Genomic DNA, 15,762 nt, shown 5'->3' on the forward strand with positions numbered 1-15,762 from the left:
TCAGAACGTGTAGCGCAGGGTGACGAGCACCGACCAGCGCGACTGCGCGACCGCGTCTTCCTTGATGAAGGCCGGCGCATTGAAATGGCCGTCGCTCGTGGTAGGCAGCGAGTAGACGTACTGGCCGTCGGCGTTGACGCCGCGGAAGTTCGCGATGCTGCGGGTGAAACCGCCGGCACTCGCGAACGGCACGTCGTAGATCTGACCCCACTTCTTGTTCAGCATGTTGCCGAAGTTGAAGATGTCGAAGCGCAGCTCGCCCTTGTTGTCCTTGAACAGGCCCGGGACTTCCTGGCGGAAGCTCAGGTTGATCTGGTTGATCCACGGCGAGGTCGAACCGTTCTGGCGCACGACCTGACCCATGTGGTCGCGCAGGTACTCGTTGCCGTGGATGAAGGCCATGAACTCCTGCTTGGCCGCATCCGACGTACCGTCGACCCAGGCGACGTCATTGACGCCGGTCGGCACGTAGAACAGGTCGTTGGCGGAGATGCCGTCACCGTTGGCGTCGTTGCCGTAGACGAAGCTGTACGGCTGGCCGCTGTGGCCGTCGTAGAACGCGGACACGCTGGTGACGTAGTCGCCGAAGAACTTGTGCTGCCAGGTCAGCGTGCCGAGGATGCGCGCCTTGACGTCGTAGTTCGAGCGATAAGCGACGGCGTCGTTCGGGTTGTACGCGGCGCGACCGCTGAAGTTGCTCGACGCCTGGCTCGACGTGCCCGGGTTGACCTCGGTCGCGCGACCGAGCGTGAGGCTCGTGCCGCCCGAGAAGCCTTCTTCCTTGAACGGCGTCTGCAGCGACAGGGTCAGCGAGTTCGACTCACCCTTGCCGGTGTTGGTCAGGTAGGTCGACGCCGCACCGAAGCGCGAGTTGTTGCCGAAGCGCTGCAGGCCGGAGTAGCCGGCAGGGGTCGTGCTGCCCGCCCAGGCCGTCGGATCCGTATCGCGCCAGTAGCTGATGCGGCCATCCGGCAGCGTGCCGTTGCCCGGGCCGAGGTTGATTTCCTGGTACCACAGACCGTGGCGCACGCCGACGTGGGCGAATTCCGCGGTCGCGACGAGGCCCCACCACGGCAGCTCGCGATCGAACGCGAGGCTCGCCTTGAGCACGGTCGGCAACTGGAAGTTGTTGTCGACGGTGTCGACCGTCTGCTGCGCGCTCGGCGCGGTGTTCGGCGGCACCTGGTGGTACGGGTCGGCGATGAAGCCCGAGCCATTCGTGCCGAAGAACGTCTGCGTGCTGAGGCCGTTGTTCGAGTACGGGTTGCTCAGCCACACGCCGGGCGTCATGCCTTCGCTGATGCCCATGCCGCCGCGCAGCTGCGTCTTGTATTCGGTGTCGAACGTGTAGTTGAACGACGCGCGCGGCTCGATCACGCTGTTGCCGTCGATCGTGCCCTGGTTCGAGTAGCCGAACGCCTGCTGGAACGACGCGTTGTACGGCGGCTTGTCGCCCGTGCGCGGGATGTCCCAGCGCAGGCCGTACTGCAGCGACAGCTGCGGGGTGACCTGCCAGACGTCCTGCGCGAACAGGCCCCACTGGTCGAGCTTCCAGTCCGCCGCGACGCTGTTGATGTCGCCATTGGTCGGGCGGTACAGGCTGTACGAGGCCCAGTTGCCGGCTTCGAAGTCGTCGATCGAGCTGAACTGGTACGCGCCGAATTCGGTGCGGCCGAACAGGTTGAAGAACTTGTCGCGCTGGAAGTCGACGCCGGCCTTGACCGTGTGGTCGCCGAGGAACCAGTTGCCGGCGAAGAACGCGTTGTACGTCTTCACGCCGAGCACGTTGTAGTGGCGGAACTGGTCGGTACCGAGGAACACCGACGGCTTGTTCGAGGCGCAACCGTCGATGCAGACCTGCACCTGCGGCTGGTCGGCGAGCGTCTGCGAGACCGCGTCGTACTTGCCGTACGACACCGACGCTTCGGTCGAGAACGTGTCGGTCCAGTCGTCGTACAGGTTCAGCACGTAGCTCTCGAGGTTGCGGTTCTGCACGTACGAGTAGCTGGACAGGCTGAGCGTGTTCGCGTTGAACGTCTGGATGATCGGCTGGTCGCTCTTCGTCTTGTTGTAACGGAAGCTCGCGCGATGGCCGTCGGCGATGTTCCAGTCGAGCTTGCCGAGGTAGAGCTTGTTGTCCTGGTTCGCGTCCGACGCGCCGAGGCCGCCCGGGATCATGCCGTAGTTGCTGGCGATCTGCGTGATGCGGTCGATCTGGTCCTGCGTGATGTTGACCGTGTTGGTCGCGCCGGCGCCGATCGGGCCGAAGGTCGGGCCCGGAGCGAGCGTCTTCGACTCTTCGTAGCTGAGGAAGAAGAACAGCGTGTCCTTGATGATCGGGCCGCCGAGCGTCGCGCCGTAGGTCTTCTTCGCGGTGTAGCCCTTGAAGTCGTTCGGCTCGTCGCTGGTGAGGTCCTTCGCGTTGGTGTACGCGTAGTAGGCGTCGCCGTGGAATTCGTTCGTACCCGCCTTCGTCACGATGTTGACGTTCGCGCCGACCGCGCGCTTGTTCGTCACGTCGTAGTTGGCGGTCGAGATGTTGTATTCCTCGATTGCGTCGAACGACAGCGGCTGGTTCAGCGACGGCAGGCCGTTCGGCTCGAGGCCGAACGAGTCGTTGGTCGGCACGCCGTCGATCGTGATGTTGTTGTAGCGGCTGTTCTGGCCGAGCGCCGAGATTTCGCCGCGCGCGACGTTGGTGATCGTGATGTGCGGATCGGTGCGCGCGATGTCCTGGATCGAACGGCTCGGGTTCGGAATGACCTTGAGCTCGCGCTGCGAGACGTTGCTGCTGAGGCCCTTGTTGTCGGCCTGGAACGTCGCGCCCGGCGCGATCGCGGTGACGGTCACGCCTTCGAGCGTCTGCGACGCCGCGGCGCCGCCGACCGTCAGGTTGAGGGTGGTTTCTTCGGCAAGCTTGAGGTAGACGTCCGGCTGGTCGGCGCTCTCGCCGTGGCTGCCCGACGCCTTCACTTCGAACGGACCGCCGACGCGCAGACCCTGCGCGCTGTAGCGACCGTTCTCGTCGGCGAGAACCGTGCGCGAAGTGCCCGACGGCACATGGATGATCTCGACCGTCGCGCCAGCGACCGGCTTGCCACCGGCGTCGACGATGCGACCGCTGATGGACGACGACGTGTTCTGCGCGAAGGCGCTCGACGCCGCGAAGAGCGAACCGATCACCCACGGCAGGAGCCGCATGCGAAGTTGCTTGTTCATTGCTGCCTTTCCCTCGTAACGTGCGAAATGTTCGGACACAAAAGCCGCAGCCACGTCCGTGGGGACGTTTGCGGTCGCGGCTGAGCGTTTCTTGTATGGACCGCCCCTGGACGGCCAGGACCCGCTGGCCATACGGTCGCGCATCCTTAACCCTAGTTTAACAGGGTTCGGTGACGGATTTGTAACATCGGGTCAAGGGTCCGACCGGTCGGTCCGGCGCGTGGCGGAGTCGAGGTAGCGCGCCCGCTTGGCCGGGCGCAGCCGGGCCAGGTCGAGCCGGACCAGGCCGTCTACGCAGCCGCCGAACGCGGGGTCGACGCCGAAGTCGAGGAAGCGCACGCCAGCGGGCTCGCAGAGGTCGGCGTACTGGCGGTACAGCACCGGCAACGACGCGTCGAGTGCGACGAGGCGGGCGCGCAGCACGGCGATGCCCTCCTCGATCGGCCGGCCGCTCCACGCGGCCGTCGCGGCTGCTTCGACCTCGGCCGAGATGACAAACGGGTTACGCGCCCGCGCGACCGATTCGCCGCTGCCGTAGTAGTGCCGGTGGTAGTGCACGATCCATTCGCGCGCCTCGAACGGCAGCGCGGCGCTGAGGCTGACCGGACCGAACAGGTAGCGCAGCTGCGGGCGGCTGCGCAGGTAGGCGCCGATCCCCTGCCACAGGTAGTCGAGGCTGCGCGATCCCCAGTACGCCGGCTGCACGAAACTGCGGCCGAGTTCGACCGCATCGCCGAGGAACGCGTGCGCGTCCGGTGCATAGTCGAACAGGCTCGCCGAGTAGAGTCCGTCGAGGCCGCGCTCGCGCAGGATCGGCCCGGCTTCGCCGAGCCGGTAGGCGCCGACGATCGCCAACGCGTGCTCGTCCCATAGCACGAGGTGGCGGTAGTGCGCGTCGTAGCGATCGAGATCACGGCGAGCGCCGGTGCCTTCGCCGACGCGGCGGAACGCGAGTTCGCGCAGGCGACCGATTTCGCGCAACGCGGGACAGTCCGCCTGCGCATCGAGCAGCAGGATCTGCTTGCCGTCGAGCGTGTGGCCGAGCGGTTCCGCCTCGCGCAGCGCGCGCCGCACCGCGAGTGGCGATTCCGGATGCGCGATCGCGGTCGAGGTCGGGAACACCGTCGGCCGCCGGCGTGCGAGTCGGTAGACGTGGCGCCGCATCTGCAGCGCGATCTGCTCGGGCTGGCGCGACGATTCCTGCAGCGCCGAAGGCGGCACGATCTCGCCGACCTGGAAACCGATCCGCGCGCGTTCGGCACCGAACATCTCGCGCGCGAGCATCAGCGCGGCGAGCGGCTTGGCGAGCATCGACACGCCGTAGAACATCGGCGAGTTCAGCGCGGCGATGTGCACGGGCAGCACCGGCGAACCGGTTTTCAGCGCGAGGCGCGCGAATCCGGTCGACCAGCCGGAGTCGCGTACGCCCTGCGCGCCCATGCGCGAGACCTCGCCCGAGGGGAACACGATGAGCGCCTCGTCGCGCTCGAGCGCGCGATAGGCCTCGCGTGCGCCGCCGAGCGCGCTGCCCGCGCCGAACACCGGCAGCGGCAACAGCAGCGACGACAACGCGTCGAGCTGCATGAGCACGTCGTTGGCGAGCACCTTGACGTCGCGCCGCACCGAACCGACCAGGTGGATCAGCGCGAGTGCATCGAGCGCACCGAGCGGATGGTTGGCGACGACGACGACGCGCCCCTCGACCGGGATGTTCTCGCGATCGGTGTTGGCCACGCTGTAGCTGATCTTGAGGTGTTCGAGCACGTGCTCGACGAAGGCGAACCCTCGCAGCGACGCCGTCTGCACGAGGATCGAGTTGATGCGTTCCTCGCACGCGATGCGCCGCAGCAGGCTCACCACCGGCTGCGCGAACGCGCGCGCGCGCCCTTCCGCGAGGCGCGGAAACTTCTCGAAGAAACTGCGTTCGACGCTGATCAAGGCCGCATCCCCCCCACGTCGCACGCACGCTAGCGCGCGCGTGTTACAGCCGCGTGGATGCCGCGGCGGCGAGGACGGATGGACCGGGTGTCAGCGCACGGGGTGCAGGTAGGCGACGACGCCGTCGAGGAACATCTGCACCGACAGCGCCACGAGCAGCATGCCCATCAGGCGCTCGAGCGCAGTCAGCACGCTGGTGCCGAGCCAGCGGTACAGGTAGGTCGACGACAGCAGGATCACCGCGGTCGCCAGCCAGGCGACGAACAGCGCGACGCTCCAGTCGACGGTGCGCCCCGGGTTGCTGTTGGCGAGCAGCATCACCGCGGCCATCGCCGACGGCCCGGCGACGCCGGGGATCGCCATCGGCACGATGAACGGCTCACCCTCGCTGTCGCCGAACACGCCGCCTTCCTTCGGCGGGAAGATCATCCGCACGCCGATGAGGAACAGCACGATGCCACCGGCGATGCCGACCGATTCCTGCTTGAGCTGGAGCACGTGCAGCAGGTACTGGCCGCCGAACAGGAACACGAACAGCACGACCAGCGCGATGATCATCTCGCGCACGAGCACGAGCCGGCGCCGCTCGGGCCGCACGTTGCGCAGCAACGCGAGGAACAGCGGGATGTTGCCGAGCGGATCCATGATGAGGAACAGCAGCAGGCCTGCCGAGACCGTGCTCATCGAACTTTCCATCGTGTTCCCCGGAAACTGGAGCAAAGCAGAAGCGAAGACTGAAACACGGAGCACACGGAGCATACGGAGGAAAATCTCAGGAAGGCTTGTGCTTCTTCTCCGAGTGCTCCGTACGCTCCGTGCTTCAGGCTGTTCTTGTGTCGTCCCGGCGCAGGTCGAGCAGCTTGCCGCGCACGCCGATCGCAGCGCGGCCGAGCAGCCAGACGATCGCCTGCGCGGCGACGGCCGGATCGGGCTGCGCCATCGTGTCCTCGCCATAGTACGCCGCGCGGCGCAGGGTCGTGCGCATCGGACCCGGCAGCAGCGCGTGCGTGCGGACGGACGAACTCTCGGTTTCCTCGTGGACGATCGAGGCGAGCCCCTGCAGCGCGTACTTGGACGTGCCGTAGCCGCCCCAGTACGCATTGCCGACGCGCGCGGCGTCGTCGAACACGAACACGACGGCGGCGTCGGACGAGCGTCGCAGCACCGGCATGCACGCCTGCGTCAGCAGGAATGGCGCAGTCACGTTGACCTGCAGGTTGCGGTTCCATTCGTCCGGCGTCTGCTGCTCGAACGGCTGCAGCGTGTCGAAGTGCGCGGCCGCGTGCACGATGCCGTCGAGGCGGCCGCATTCGCGCTCGATCGCGGCGGCGAGGTCCGCATGGTCCTTCGGGGTCGCACCTGCGAGGTCCATCGGATAGAGCGCGGGCGCCGCGCCGCCGAGGCGCTCGATCTCGTCGTAGAGCGCTTCGAGCGGTCGCACCTTGCGCCCGAGCAGCACGACGGTCGCACCCGCCGCCGCCGCCCCGAGCGCGCTCGCGCGGCCGAGCCCGCCGGTCGCGCCCGTGACGAGCACGACGCGTTCGCGCAGCGAATCGACGGCCGGCGCGAACGTCCCGGCCGCGAGTTGCACCGGCGCGAGCATCTCAGGCCTTCCGCGCGTCCTGCACGAGACGCTCGAGCTCGCCCGACTCGTACAATTCCAGCGTGATGTCGCAGCCGCCGATGAGCTCGCCGTGGATGAACAGCTGCGGGAACGTCGGCCAGTTCGAGTAGCGCGGCAGGTTCGCGCGCACTTCCGGATCCTCGAGCACGTTGACCGAGTGGAAGTCGGCCCCGACCGCCTTCAGCGCCTGCGCGGTGCGGCTCGAGAAGCCGCACATCGGGAACTGCGGCGTGCCTTTCATGAAGAGCACGATCGGATGACCGGCGAGAGTACCTTTGATGCGTTCGATGACGTCCATTGCTGACCTTCGGATGGATCGGCGCGCCATTGCGCGCAATCGCCTATGTTACCACTGCGCTTCCTGGGGTTTGACCGGCACGCTCGCGCCGTCCCGCCGCGCTCGACGCGGTCGCCGCTGTTGCCGTCGCGCCGACGCCATGTCGCCCCGATACCGGCGATTCGGGCGCGGATCGCGAGGTGGGCATTCAGGACATCCTGCTAGACTGACGGACCCTACCTATCGGCAAGGAGTGTACCCATGGCGATCGAACTGCCCCCGCTTCCGTGGGCGCGTGACGCGCTGGCCCCGCACATCTCGGCGGAGACCATCGACTATCACTATGGCAAGCACCACCAGACCTACGTCACCAACCTCAACAACCAGATCAAGGGCACCGAGTTCGAGAACCTTTCGCTCGAGGAGATCATCCGCAAGTCGTCCGGCGGCATGTTCAACAACGCCGCGCAGATCTGGAACCACACGTTCTACTGGAACTGCCTGAAACCGAACGGCGGGGGCGAACCGACCGGCCGCCTCGCCGACGCGATCAACAAGGCGTTCGGCGGTTTCGCGCAGTTCAAGGACGAGTTCACCAAGACCAGCGTCGGCACGTTCGGTTCCGGCTGGGGCTGGCTCGTGCAGCGCCCGGACGGCAGCCTCGCGCTCGCGAGCACGTCGAACGCCGGCACGCCGATCACCGGCGCGGATCGCCCGCTGCTCACCTGCGACGTGTGGGAGCACGCCTACTACATCGACTACCGCAACGCGCGGCCGAAGTACGTCGAGGCGTTCTGGAGCCTGGTCAACTGGGACTTCGTCGCAAGCCAGATGGCCTGAGGCCGGCGAACCGTTCGTGCGAAGAAGCCGCTCGCCCGAGCGGCTTTTTCATGTATGGACCCCGCCGCGGCCCCTCTTGCGTTCGACATCGGCGTCGCTCCCGGGAACGCGCCCCATGCGATTTCGCCCTGCCTGCCCGCTCCTGCTCGCCGTCCTCGTCGCGGCGCCTGCCGCGGCGACCAGTTGCCGACGTCCGGCCTACGACCGCGACGACGGACGGCGCTGGTTCGGTACATCCGAGCGCGTGTTCGTCGGCGAACTCGTCGACACGCGCGACACGCCCGCCGCTCGCGCGCCGAACGGCGATGCGCTCGAAGCGATCAGCGTCGGTGGCGATGCGCCGTCGGTCGGCGGCTATTTCCGCGTCGAGGAGTCGTTCAAGGGTGCGGTCGATCCGCGCCCGATCCGCATCGCCGCATCGTTGCGGAAGGGACGCCGCTACCTCGTGTTCGCGCGCGAGGAAGCCGGCGAACTGCGCGCCGACGGCTACTGCACGCGGTTCGTGCTGCCGCTCGACGGTGACGACCCGCTGCGCGACGCGGCGCGCGATCTGCTCGGCGGGTTGCGCGCCCTGCCGGCCGCCGGCAGCGGCGGCGAGTTCCATGTGTACCTGCGCGACGAACGGCAGGCCCCGGTCGCCGCCGAACTGCGCTTCGAGAGTCCGACCCATGCGTTCCCGCTGCACACCGACGCGCAAGGACACGGCCAGCTCGACGCCGTACCGGACGGTTCCTATCGACTCGTCACGGCCGCGCCCGCGGGCTATCGCTACGGCTGCGTTCCGGAGTGCGCCATGCTCGCCGTGCACGATCGCGGCCTCGACGAATACACGCTGCGCAAGCTGCCCGGCGCGACGTTGCGCGTGCGCCTCGTCGACGTCGCCGGTATGGCGCTCGCGCTGCCGGCGCAATTCGACCTCTTCCACGAAGACGGCACGCGCAGCGGACCGCTCGGCACCTCCTCCGCATCCTACGAGATCGGCGGCGACGCACGCGACGCCGAACGCGGCTACGTCGTGCCGGGCCGCTATCGCCTCGCGCTAGTGCTGCCGGAATTCTCCGTCGACGGCATGCTCGCGAAGACGACGCGCGTCACGCACCGTTTCGATGGCGGCGGGGCGGCCGCCGATGCGCCCGTGCTGGACGTGAGCGAAGGCGACAACATCGCGCAATTCCGCCTGCCGGCGACCCTGCAACCGATCCGCGTGCGCCTGCGCTTCGCAGGCGAAGCGTTCTACCCGGCGCTGCGCACGGTCGCGCTGCATCGGCTTGTCGGCCGCGAAGCGGGTGCTTATGCCGAGGACGCGCTCTTCGACGTCGGCCAGCTGGGCGACGGCGCGGACGGCGTGTCGCTGCGCCTCGTGCCGGGCCAGGCGTTGCGCTATTCGCTGCCCGGCTACGACATCGACGGCGAGCACGACGCGCGCGTGCTGGCGCCTACCGCGGACGCGGATATCGAACTGCTCGTGCGCAAGCGCTGAACCCTCAGCCGAGCGCGGCGATCACCGGCGCGACCTGCGCTTCGCGGCCGAGCGCGGCGCCGATGCGCTGCAGGCGCTCGCGCATCTCGGCGGCGTCGTTCGCACAGAACGTCGCGTGGCCGACCTTGCGCCCCGGACGCGGGCTCTTGCCATAGTCGTGCCAGTGCGCGCGCGGCTCGGCCAGCACCGGATCCGCGGGCGGCAGTTCGCCGACCCAGTTCAGCATCGCATTGACGCCGAGCGCGCTGGTGTCGCCGAGCGGCATGCCGAGCACGGCACGCACGTGGTTCTCGAACTGGCTCGCCGGCGCGCCTTCGATCGTCCAGTGGCCGGAGTTGTGCACGCGCGGCGCCATCTCGTTGCCGAGCAGGCGGCCGTCGCGTACGAACAGCTCGAGCGCGAACGTGCCGACGTAGTCGAGCCGTTCGGCGATGCGCCGCGCGTGCGCGAACGCGATCGGCGCGAGCGCATCCGCGTGCGGCGCCGGCGCGAGGCTCGCCGAGAGGATGCCGTCGGCATGCCAGTTCTGCGTCAGCGGCCAGGTGCGGAACTCGCCGTCGCGCGCACGCACCGCGATCACCGACAGCTCGCGCTCGAACGGCACGAACGCCTCGAGGATCGACGGCGCGCCGCCGAGCGCCTGCCACGCGGCGTCGACGTCGCCCGGTGACTTGAGGCGGAACTGGCCCTTGCCGTCGTAGCCGAGGCGTCGCGTCTTGAGGATCGACGGCGTGCCGATCCCCTCGATCGCACGCGCGAGGCCTTCGCGTGAATCGACCGCGGCGAATGCGGGCGTGTCGAGGCCGATCTCGCGGAACAGGCTCTTCTCGGCGAGACGGTCCTGCGACGTCGCGAGCGCGCGCGGGTTCGGGAACACCTTCGTGTGCTCGGTCAGCCACTGCGCGGTGTCGGCAGGCACGTTCTCGAAATCGAAGGTCGCGACATCGATGCGTCGCGCGAAATCGGCGAGCGCGTCGAAGTCGCGCCAGTCCGCGCGCAGCATCGGCGCGACCTGCGCGGCGCATGCGTCCTCGGCGCTGTCGACGACGAGGAAACGCAGGCCGAGCGGTGCGCCCGCGAGCGCGAGCATGCGCGCGAGCTGGCCGCCGCCGAGCACGCCGATCGTTCGTCCGGAATGGTTCATCGGAGGGCCACGCGGGCAGGTGCGCGAAGGCGCGCTGGCATTCGATGCCGACCCATGTTCATGCGGGCGTGCGCGGATCGGGGTGCGCGAGCACGGTCGCGGTCTGTTCGTGGCGGAACGCGTCGAGGCGGCGCGCGAGCAGCGCATCGCCGGTCGACAGCATCGCCGCCGCGCACAGCGCCGCGTTGACCGCGCCGGCACGGCCGATGGCGAACGTCGCGACCGGAATGCCGGCCGGCATCTGCACGATCGACAGCAGCGAATCCATGCCGTTCAGTGCGTGCGACTGCACCGGCACGCCGAGCACGGGCAGGCGCGTCTTCGCGGCGAGCATGCCCGGCAGGTGCGCGGCGCCGCCGGCGCCGGCGATGATCGCGGCGAGGCCGCGCTCGACGGAAGTCGCGGCGTAGTCGAACAGCAGATCCGGCGTGCGATGCGCGGACACGACGCGCACTTCGTGCTCGATGCCGAGCCGCTCCAGGGTTTCGACCGCGTGGCGCATCGTGTCCCAGTCCGACCGGGAACCCATCACGACGCCGATGCGGGGCCGACCGCTCGCGCTTTCTGTCATGGCCGTCGTCAGCTTAAATCGCTATTGTACGCGCATCCGGCCGCACCTGGCCGCTCCCGCTTTTCCCCATGATCGACAAGCACCTGCTCGACATCCTGTGTTGCCCGACCACGCACGTGCCGGTGCGCCTGCTCACCGAAGGCGAACTCGCCGCGCTCAACCGCGCGATCGCGTCCGCTCCGGTCCGCAACGGCGCCGGCGCAACGGTCGCGGGCGCGTTCACGGCCGGCTTGATCACGCGCGACCGCCAGACCATATACCCGATCGAGGACGACATCCCGGTGATGCTCGCGGACGAGGCGATCGCGACCGTCCAGCTGGGGGACTTTCCGGACCGCTGATACCATTTGCCCCAGTCGAGTGTGATGCAAATCACGTTCCATGAACGGTACCCCTTTAAGCTAGCCCGCAGGCCGGCGCATACGCGCGAAGCGGGGTACCGGCACCCTACGGAAGGCTTTCAATGACCGCTCCCAAAGACAACCCGAACGTCGTCGACCTGCAGCAGCGCCAACCGGCCGCGGCCGCGGCCGATCGCCTCGGCGACCTGCTCAAGCTCGTTCGCGGCGTGTCGCTGAAGCGCATCAACGGCCTCGTCGGCACGCTGTTCGAGAACGTCGACGACGCGCTGTTCGATCTCGCCGAGCGCGCCGGCAGCAACGCGGTGCAGACCGAATATTTCGACGGCATGCGCGAGGTGCGCAAGAAGCGCCAGCTGGTCGAACGCGTGTTCCAGGACCAGGCGACGAAGGCGTTCACCGATTTCGCGGACGGCAAGCTGAAGGCGGCACGCACGGAAGTCGCGCCGCAGCCCGCCGCGGGCGGCCTGTCGCTCGTCGACGACACCGAGCTCGAGGAATCGCTCGCCGTGACCAGCATGGTCGCGAAGGCGGAGAACCGCCTGCAGCGCGCGCTCTACCAGGTGAATCAGCGCCTGTCGGTCATCATCGGCGGCGGCAAGGTCGAGGACAACAACAATCCGATCGGCCCGGCCGTGCTCGGCAACGCGTTCCGCAGCGCGATCCGCGAGTTCGAGGTCAACGTCCAGGTCAAGCTCATCATCTACAAGCTGTTCGACCGATACGTCATGACCGGCCTCGAGCCGATCTACGACGAGGTCAACGTCGAGCTGATCCGCGCAGGCGTGCTGCCGCAGGTGCGGCACGTCGCACCGTCGAACAAGCAGCCCGCGCCCGCGGGCGCCGGCGTGCGCCTGCCGCCCGGCGCCGCGCCCGTCGCGGCGAGCGCCGCGCCGACCTACTACGACCCGGCTGCCGACCAGCTGCAGGCCGAGATCTACCACACGCTGCGTTCGCTGCTCGCGAACCGCCACAGCTCCGACAGCTACGTCGGCGAAAGCGCGGTCGGTGGCATCGGCCTCAGCCCGACCGACCTGCTCAGCGCGCTGACGATCCTGCAGAGCCAGTCGGCCGTGGCGCAGGCGCGCGCGGAGAGCGTCGCCGACGCGGCGCAGGCGGTGCAGCAGATCAAGCGCGAGCTGCTCGACCAGGTCAACAAGCTGTCCGGCGACGCCAAAGACAAGCGCGTGTCGAGCGCGGACGAGGACACCATCGACCTCGTCGGCATGCTGTTCGAATACATCCTGCAGGACCGCAACCTGCCCGCGCAGATGCAGGCGCTGTTCGGCCGCCTGCAGATCCCGTACCTCAAGGTCGCGATCCTCGACAAACACCTGTTCGCGCAGAAGTCGCATGCCGCGCGGCGCCTGCTCGACCTGCTCGCCGACGCGGGCAAGAGCTGGTCGGAGGAATCCGACCGCGACCATCGCCTGTACGAGCGCATCAAGGCCTGCGTCGAGACGGTGCTGCGCGACTTCGACGACGACGTCGGCGTGTTCGAGCGCGAGCTCGCTTCGTTCGGCGACTTCATCGACCAGCACAAGAAGCGCGCCGAGCTCGCCGAGCAGCGCGCCGCCGACGCGACGCGCGGTCGCGAGAAGCTGCAGGCTGCGCGTCGCACCGCCGCGCGCGAGATCCTCAAGCGCATCGAGGACCGCAACCTGCCGCCGGTCGTGCACAGCGTGCTGTCGCGCCCGTGGGCGAACTACCTCGTGCTCACGGTGCTGCGCCAGGGCGAGGAATCGGACGAATGGAAGAACGCGCTGCGCTTCGCCGACGAGTTCGTCTGGAGCGCCCAGCCGAAGACCACCGAGAGCGAGGTCACGCGCCTGCGCGCGCTGCTGCCGCAGCTCGAGAAGGCGCTGCGCCACGGCCTCGCGACGGTCGCCTACCACGACAGCGACGTGAAGCAGCTGATGGGCGAGCTGTCGCTGTTCTACAAGCGGCTGCTCGACGGCCAGAAGATCGAGACGAAGACCGTCAAGGAAGTCATCGCCGAGCACGCGACACCTGTGGCGGCCAGCGAAGACGCCGAGGCGCCCGCACCCGCGCCTGCTGCGGCGACGCAGAGCCCGGTCGAGGAGATCGTGCTCGGCTCGTCGATCGGCGGCGACGGCGTGATGGAAACCGAAGTCGCCGAACCGGCCGAAGAGGATGAGTTCGTCAAGACGGTGCGCGCGATCAAGGTCGGCACCTGGATCGAGTTCATCGACGAGAACGAGCAGCGCGAACGCGCGAAGCTGTCGTGGATCAGCCCGATCAGCTCCAAGTACCTGTTCGTCAACCGGCGCGGCCTCAAGGTCTGCGACAAGACCGTGTTCGGGCTCGCGGCCGAGTTGCGCCGCGGCAGCGCGGTGGTGCTCGAGGAAGTGCCGCTGTTCGACCGTGCGCTCGACGCGATCGTCGCGCGCCTGCGGCACACCGGCGACGACGTGCCGGCGGCACCAGCCGCGCCGCAGGCGGGCTGAGCGCACCGGCGCGCGTCGCGCTTGCTATCCTGCGCGCCCGCCAACCGCACAAGGCAAGAGCACGTGACGACTCCGGTCCTGGTTCCGCCGCGCGATGCGGTCGTGCACGACGTACGACGCGCCCTCGAGGAAGACATCGGCAGCGGCGACGTGACCGCCGACCTGCTGCCCGAACAAGCGCTCGGCCGCGCACGCGTGATCACGCGTGAAGCGGCGATCCTGTGCGGGCGCGACTGGTTCGAGGAATGCTTCCGCCAGCTCGATCCCGGCGTGCGCTTCGAATGGTTCGCCGCCGACGGCGAGCGCGTCACCGCCGGCGCCCTGCTCTGCCGGATCGAGGGACGCGCGCGTGCGCTGGTGACGGCCGAACGCTCGGCCCTGAATTTCCTGCAGACGCTGTCCGCCACCGCGACGACGACGGCGACCTACGTCGACGCCGCACGCGGCACGCGCACCGCGATCCTCGACACGCGCAAGACCCTGCCCGGCCTGCGCCTCGCGCAGAAGTACGCCGTGCGCGTCGGCGGCGGGCGCAACCACCGCATCGGCCTGTACGACGCCGTGCTCATCAAGGAAAACCACATCGCGGCTGCCGGCTCGATCCACGCGGCGGTCACGCGCGCACGCACGCTCCACCCGGGCGTGCTGGTCGAAACCGAAGTGGAGAATTTCGCGGAACTGCGCGAAGCGCTCGCCGCGGGCGTCGACCGCATCATGCTCGACGAATTCGAGCTGCACGAGCTGTCGCAAGCGGTCGCCGAAGTCGCCGGGCGCGTGCCACTGGAGGTATCAGGGTCGGTTTCGCTCGAGCGCGTGCGCGCGATCGCCGAAACGGGCGTGGACTTCATTTCGGTCGGCGCGCTGACCAAGCACGTGCGCGCGCTCGACCTATCGATGCGCGTGGAACTCGTCGGCACCGCCCCTTGACGGTGCCGCCGCGCAGCCGCGCGGCTCAGAACACGCCGGCGAAATGCAGGATTGCGCCGAGCACGACCGCGGCGACGACGACGCCGATCGCGATCATCGCGCCATTCGAGCCGCCCTTGGCCGCCTTCGCCTCCGGCTCCGAACGCGGCCCGGCGGACTGCTGGCGCGCGTCCATGCCCGGCGTGATCAGCAGGAAGCGCACCGTGTCCAGGCGCAATTCCTCGCCTGGCTTGAGCAGGCCGCTCTGCGTGCGCTTGTCGTTGATGTAGGTACCGTTGGCCGAACCCATGTCCTCGACGAGCACGCCGTCCGGCGTGACCTTGAGGCGCGCGTGGTGGCGCGAGACTTCCTCGGCCGGGATCGGAATGTCGCAGTCGGGCTGGCGACCGATCACCGCGTTGTCGGTGACGGCGAACGTCTTGCCGAGCGTCGCGCCCGAGACGCCGCGCAACAGGTAGCGCGGCAGCGCGGTGCGCACGCGAGTGCGGTCGTCGACCGGCTCGTTCTTCGCGGCCGGCGCGGCTGCGGGTTTGCGCTCGCCGACGACGGAGACGCCGACGCGCCCGAGCACGAGCAGGTCGCCATCCTTGATCGGGGTCGCGGCGGTGACCTGGCGACCGTTGAGCACGGTCGGCGCCTGCGCATCGAGCGGCCGGATGCTCGCGTTGCCGGCGGCGACGACGACTTCGCAATGACGTGCGACGACGCCCTCGCCCTTGAGCACGATGCTGCAGTCGCTGCCGCTGCCGAGCGAGCGGGCGCCTTCCGTCAGCTCCACCGGAGCGTGTTCACCGCCAGGAAACACGAGTTTCATCATCTCCCCCCACTGGAAGCCGAGCGTCGGCGGATTGTACCTGCGCCCGGCCCGTTGTCGCGGGGGCGCGTCGCACTCCGGCCATCCTGCGACCGACGGGC

General features: G+C 68.6%; 13 protein-coding genes. 5 read left to right on the forward strand and 8 right to left on the reverse strand.

Going from position 1 to position 15,762, the window contains the following annotated elements:
• The 5 genes from FHW12_RS11885 to grxD all read right to left on the reverse strand — a co-directional run bounded on the left by FHW12_RS11885 (nt 1) and on the right by grxD (nt 7,079).
• Nucleotides 1–3,219 (reverse strand): TonB-dependent receptor, encoded by a 3,219-nt coding sequence (locus FHW12_RS11885; RefSeq protein WP_182531236.1) that lies wholly within the window; start codon nt 3,217–3,219, stop codon nt 1–3.
• Between the two features lie 192 nt (nt 3,220–3,411).
• Nucleotides 3,412–5,157, reverse strand: coding sequence for a GNAT family N-acyltransferase (locus tag FHW12_RS11890; protein WP_182531237.1), 1,746 nt, complete (start codon nt 5,155–5,157; stop codon nt 3,412–3,414).
• A gap of 90 nt (nt 5,158–5,247) precedes the next feature.
• On the reverse strand, nt 5,248–5,841 hold the full coding sequence (locus FHW12_RS11895) for a YhgN family NAAT transporter (RefSeq protein ID WP_182531238.1): 594 nt from the start codon (nt 5,839–5,841) through the stop codon (nt 5,248–5,250).
• Nucleotides 5,842–5,977: 136 nt separating this feature from the next.
• Complete coding sequence (locus FHW12_RS11900; RefSeq protein WP_182531239.1) at nt 5,978–6,760, reverse strand: SDR family NAD(P)-dependent oxidoreductase; 783 nt, start codon at nt 6,758–6,760, stop codon at nt 5,978–5,980.
• Nucleotide 6,761: 1 nt separating this feature from the next.
• Complete coding sequence (grxD, locus tag FHW12_RS11905) at nt 6,762–7,079, reverse strand: Grx4 family monothiol glutaredoxin (protein WP_182531240.1); 318 nt, start codon at nt 7,077–7,079, stop codon at nt 6,762–6,764.
• A gap of 240 nt (nt 7,080–7,319) precedes the next feature.
• On the opposite strand from grxD, the gene sodB reads away from it, so the two are divergent.
• Nucleotides 7,320–7,898, forward strand: coding sequence for a superoxide dismutase [Fe] (gene sodB, locus FHW12_RS11910; protein ID WP_182531241.1), 579 nt, complete (start codon nt 7,320–7,322; stop codon nt 7,896–7,898).
• A gap of 115 nt (nt 7,899–8,013) precedes the next feature.
• A complete protein-coding gene (locus FHW12_RS11915) occupies nt 8,014–9,378 on the forward strand; it encodes a hypothetical protein (protein ID WP_182531242.1) in 1,365 nt (454 codons plus the stop codon).
• A gap of 4 nt (nt 9,379–9,382) precedes the next feature.
• On the opposite strand, the gene FHW12_RS11920 is transcribed toward FHW12_RS11915, so the two are convergent.
• Complete coding sequence (locus FHW12_RS11920) at nt 9,383–10,522, reverse strand: 5-(carboxyamino)imidazole ribonucleotide synthase (protein WP_182531243.1); 1,140 nt, start codon at nt 10,520–10,522, stop codon at nt 9,383–9,385.
• A 58-nt stretch (nt 10,523–10,580) separates the two neighbouring features.
• Nucleotides 10,581–11,051, reverse strand: a complete 471-nt coding sequence (gene purE / locus FHW12_RS11925) for a 5-(carboxyamino)imidazole ribonucleotide mutase (RefSeq protein WP_428993628.1) — start codon at nt 11,049–11,051, stop codon at nt 10,581–10,583.
• Between the two features lie 110 nt (nt 11,052–11,161).
• On the opposite strand from purE, the gene FHW12_RS11930 reads away from it, so the two are divergent.
• From FHW12_RS11930 to nadC, 3 genes are all read left to right on the forward strand, one after another.
• Complete coding sequence (locus tag FHW12_RS11930) at nt 11,162–11,434, forward strand: Trm112 family protein (protein WP_220484422.1); 273 nt, start codon at nt 11,162–11,164, stop codon at nt 11,432–11,434.
• Nucleotides 11,435–11,556: 122 nt separating this feature from the next.
• Nucleotides 11,557–13,920: a DUF1631 domain-containing protein gene (locus FHW12_RS11935; protein ID WP_182531245.1), complete on the forward strand. Its 2,364-nt coding sequence runs from the start codon at nt 11,557–11,559 to the stop codon at nt 13,918–13,920.
• A gap of 63 nt (nt 13,921–13,983) precedes the next feature.
• Nucleotides 13,984–14,847 carry a carboxylating nicotinate-nucleotide diphosphorylase gene (gene nadC / locus FHW12_RS11940; RefSeq protein WP_182531246.1) on the forward strand — a complete coding sequence of 288 codons (864 nt, stop codon included), beginning with the start codon at nt 13,984–13,986 and terminating at the stop codon, nt 14,845–14,847.
• 25 nt (nt 14,848–14,872) lie between these two features.
• Here the strand turns inward: nadC and FHW12_RS11945 are convergent, their stop codons facing one another.
• Nucleotides 14,873–15,625: an FHA domain-containing protein gene (locus tag FHW12_RS11945; RefSeq protein ID WP_182531247.1), complete on the reverse strand. Its 753-nt coding sequence runs from the start codon at nt 15,623–15,625 to the stop codon at nt 14,873–14,875.
• Between the last annotated feature and the right edge of the window lie 137 nt (nt 15,626–15,762).

The sequence above is a fragment of the Dokdonella fugitiva genome, from assembly GCF_014138265.1.
Classification (GTDB): Bacteria; Pseudomonadota; Gammaproteobacteria; order Xanthomonadales; family Rhodanobacteraceae; genus Dokdonella_A; species Dokdonella_A fugitiva_A.

Coding starts and splice junctions, on each gene's coding strand:
- FHW12_RS11930 (WP_220484422.1), top strand. CDS start 11,162: ATGATCGACAAGCACCTGCTCGACATCCTGTGTTGCCCGACCACGCAC.
- FHW12_RS11895 (WP_182531238.1), bottom strand. CDS start 5,841: ATGAGCACGGTCTCGGCAGGCCTGCTGCTGTTCCTCATCATGGATCCG.
- FHW12_RS11915 (WP_182531242.1), top strand. CDS start 8,014: ATGCGATTTCGCCCTGCCTGCCCGCTCCTGCTCGCCGTCCTCGTCGCG.
- FHW12_RS11900 (WP_182531239.1), bottom strand. CDS start 6,760: ATGCTCGCGCCGGTGCAACTCGCGGCCGGGACGTTCGCGCCGGCCGTC.
- grxD (WP_182531240.1), bottom strand. CDS start 7,079: ATGGACGTCATCGAACGCATCAAAGGTACTCTCGCCGGTCATCCGATC.
- FHW12_RS11920 (WP_182531243.1), bottom strand. CDS start 10,522: ATGAACCATTCCGGACGAACGATCGGCGTGCTCGGCGGCGGCCAGCTC.
- FHW12_RS11935 (WP_182531245.1), top strand. CDS start 11,557: ATGACCGCTCCCAAAGACAACCCGAACGTCGTCGACCTGCAGCAGCGC.
- sodB (WP_182531241.1), top strand. CDS start 7,320: ATGGCGATCGAACTGCCCCCGCTTCCGTGGGCGCGTGACGCGCTGGCC.
- FHW12_RS11885 (WP_182531236.1), bottom strand. CDS start 3,219: ATGAACAAGCAACTTCGCATGCGGCTCCTGCCGTGGGTGATCGGTTCG.
- purE (WP_428993628.1), bottom strand. CDS start 11,051: ATGGGTTCCCGGTCGGACTGGGACACGATGCGCCACGCGGTCGAAACC.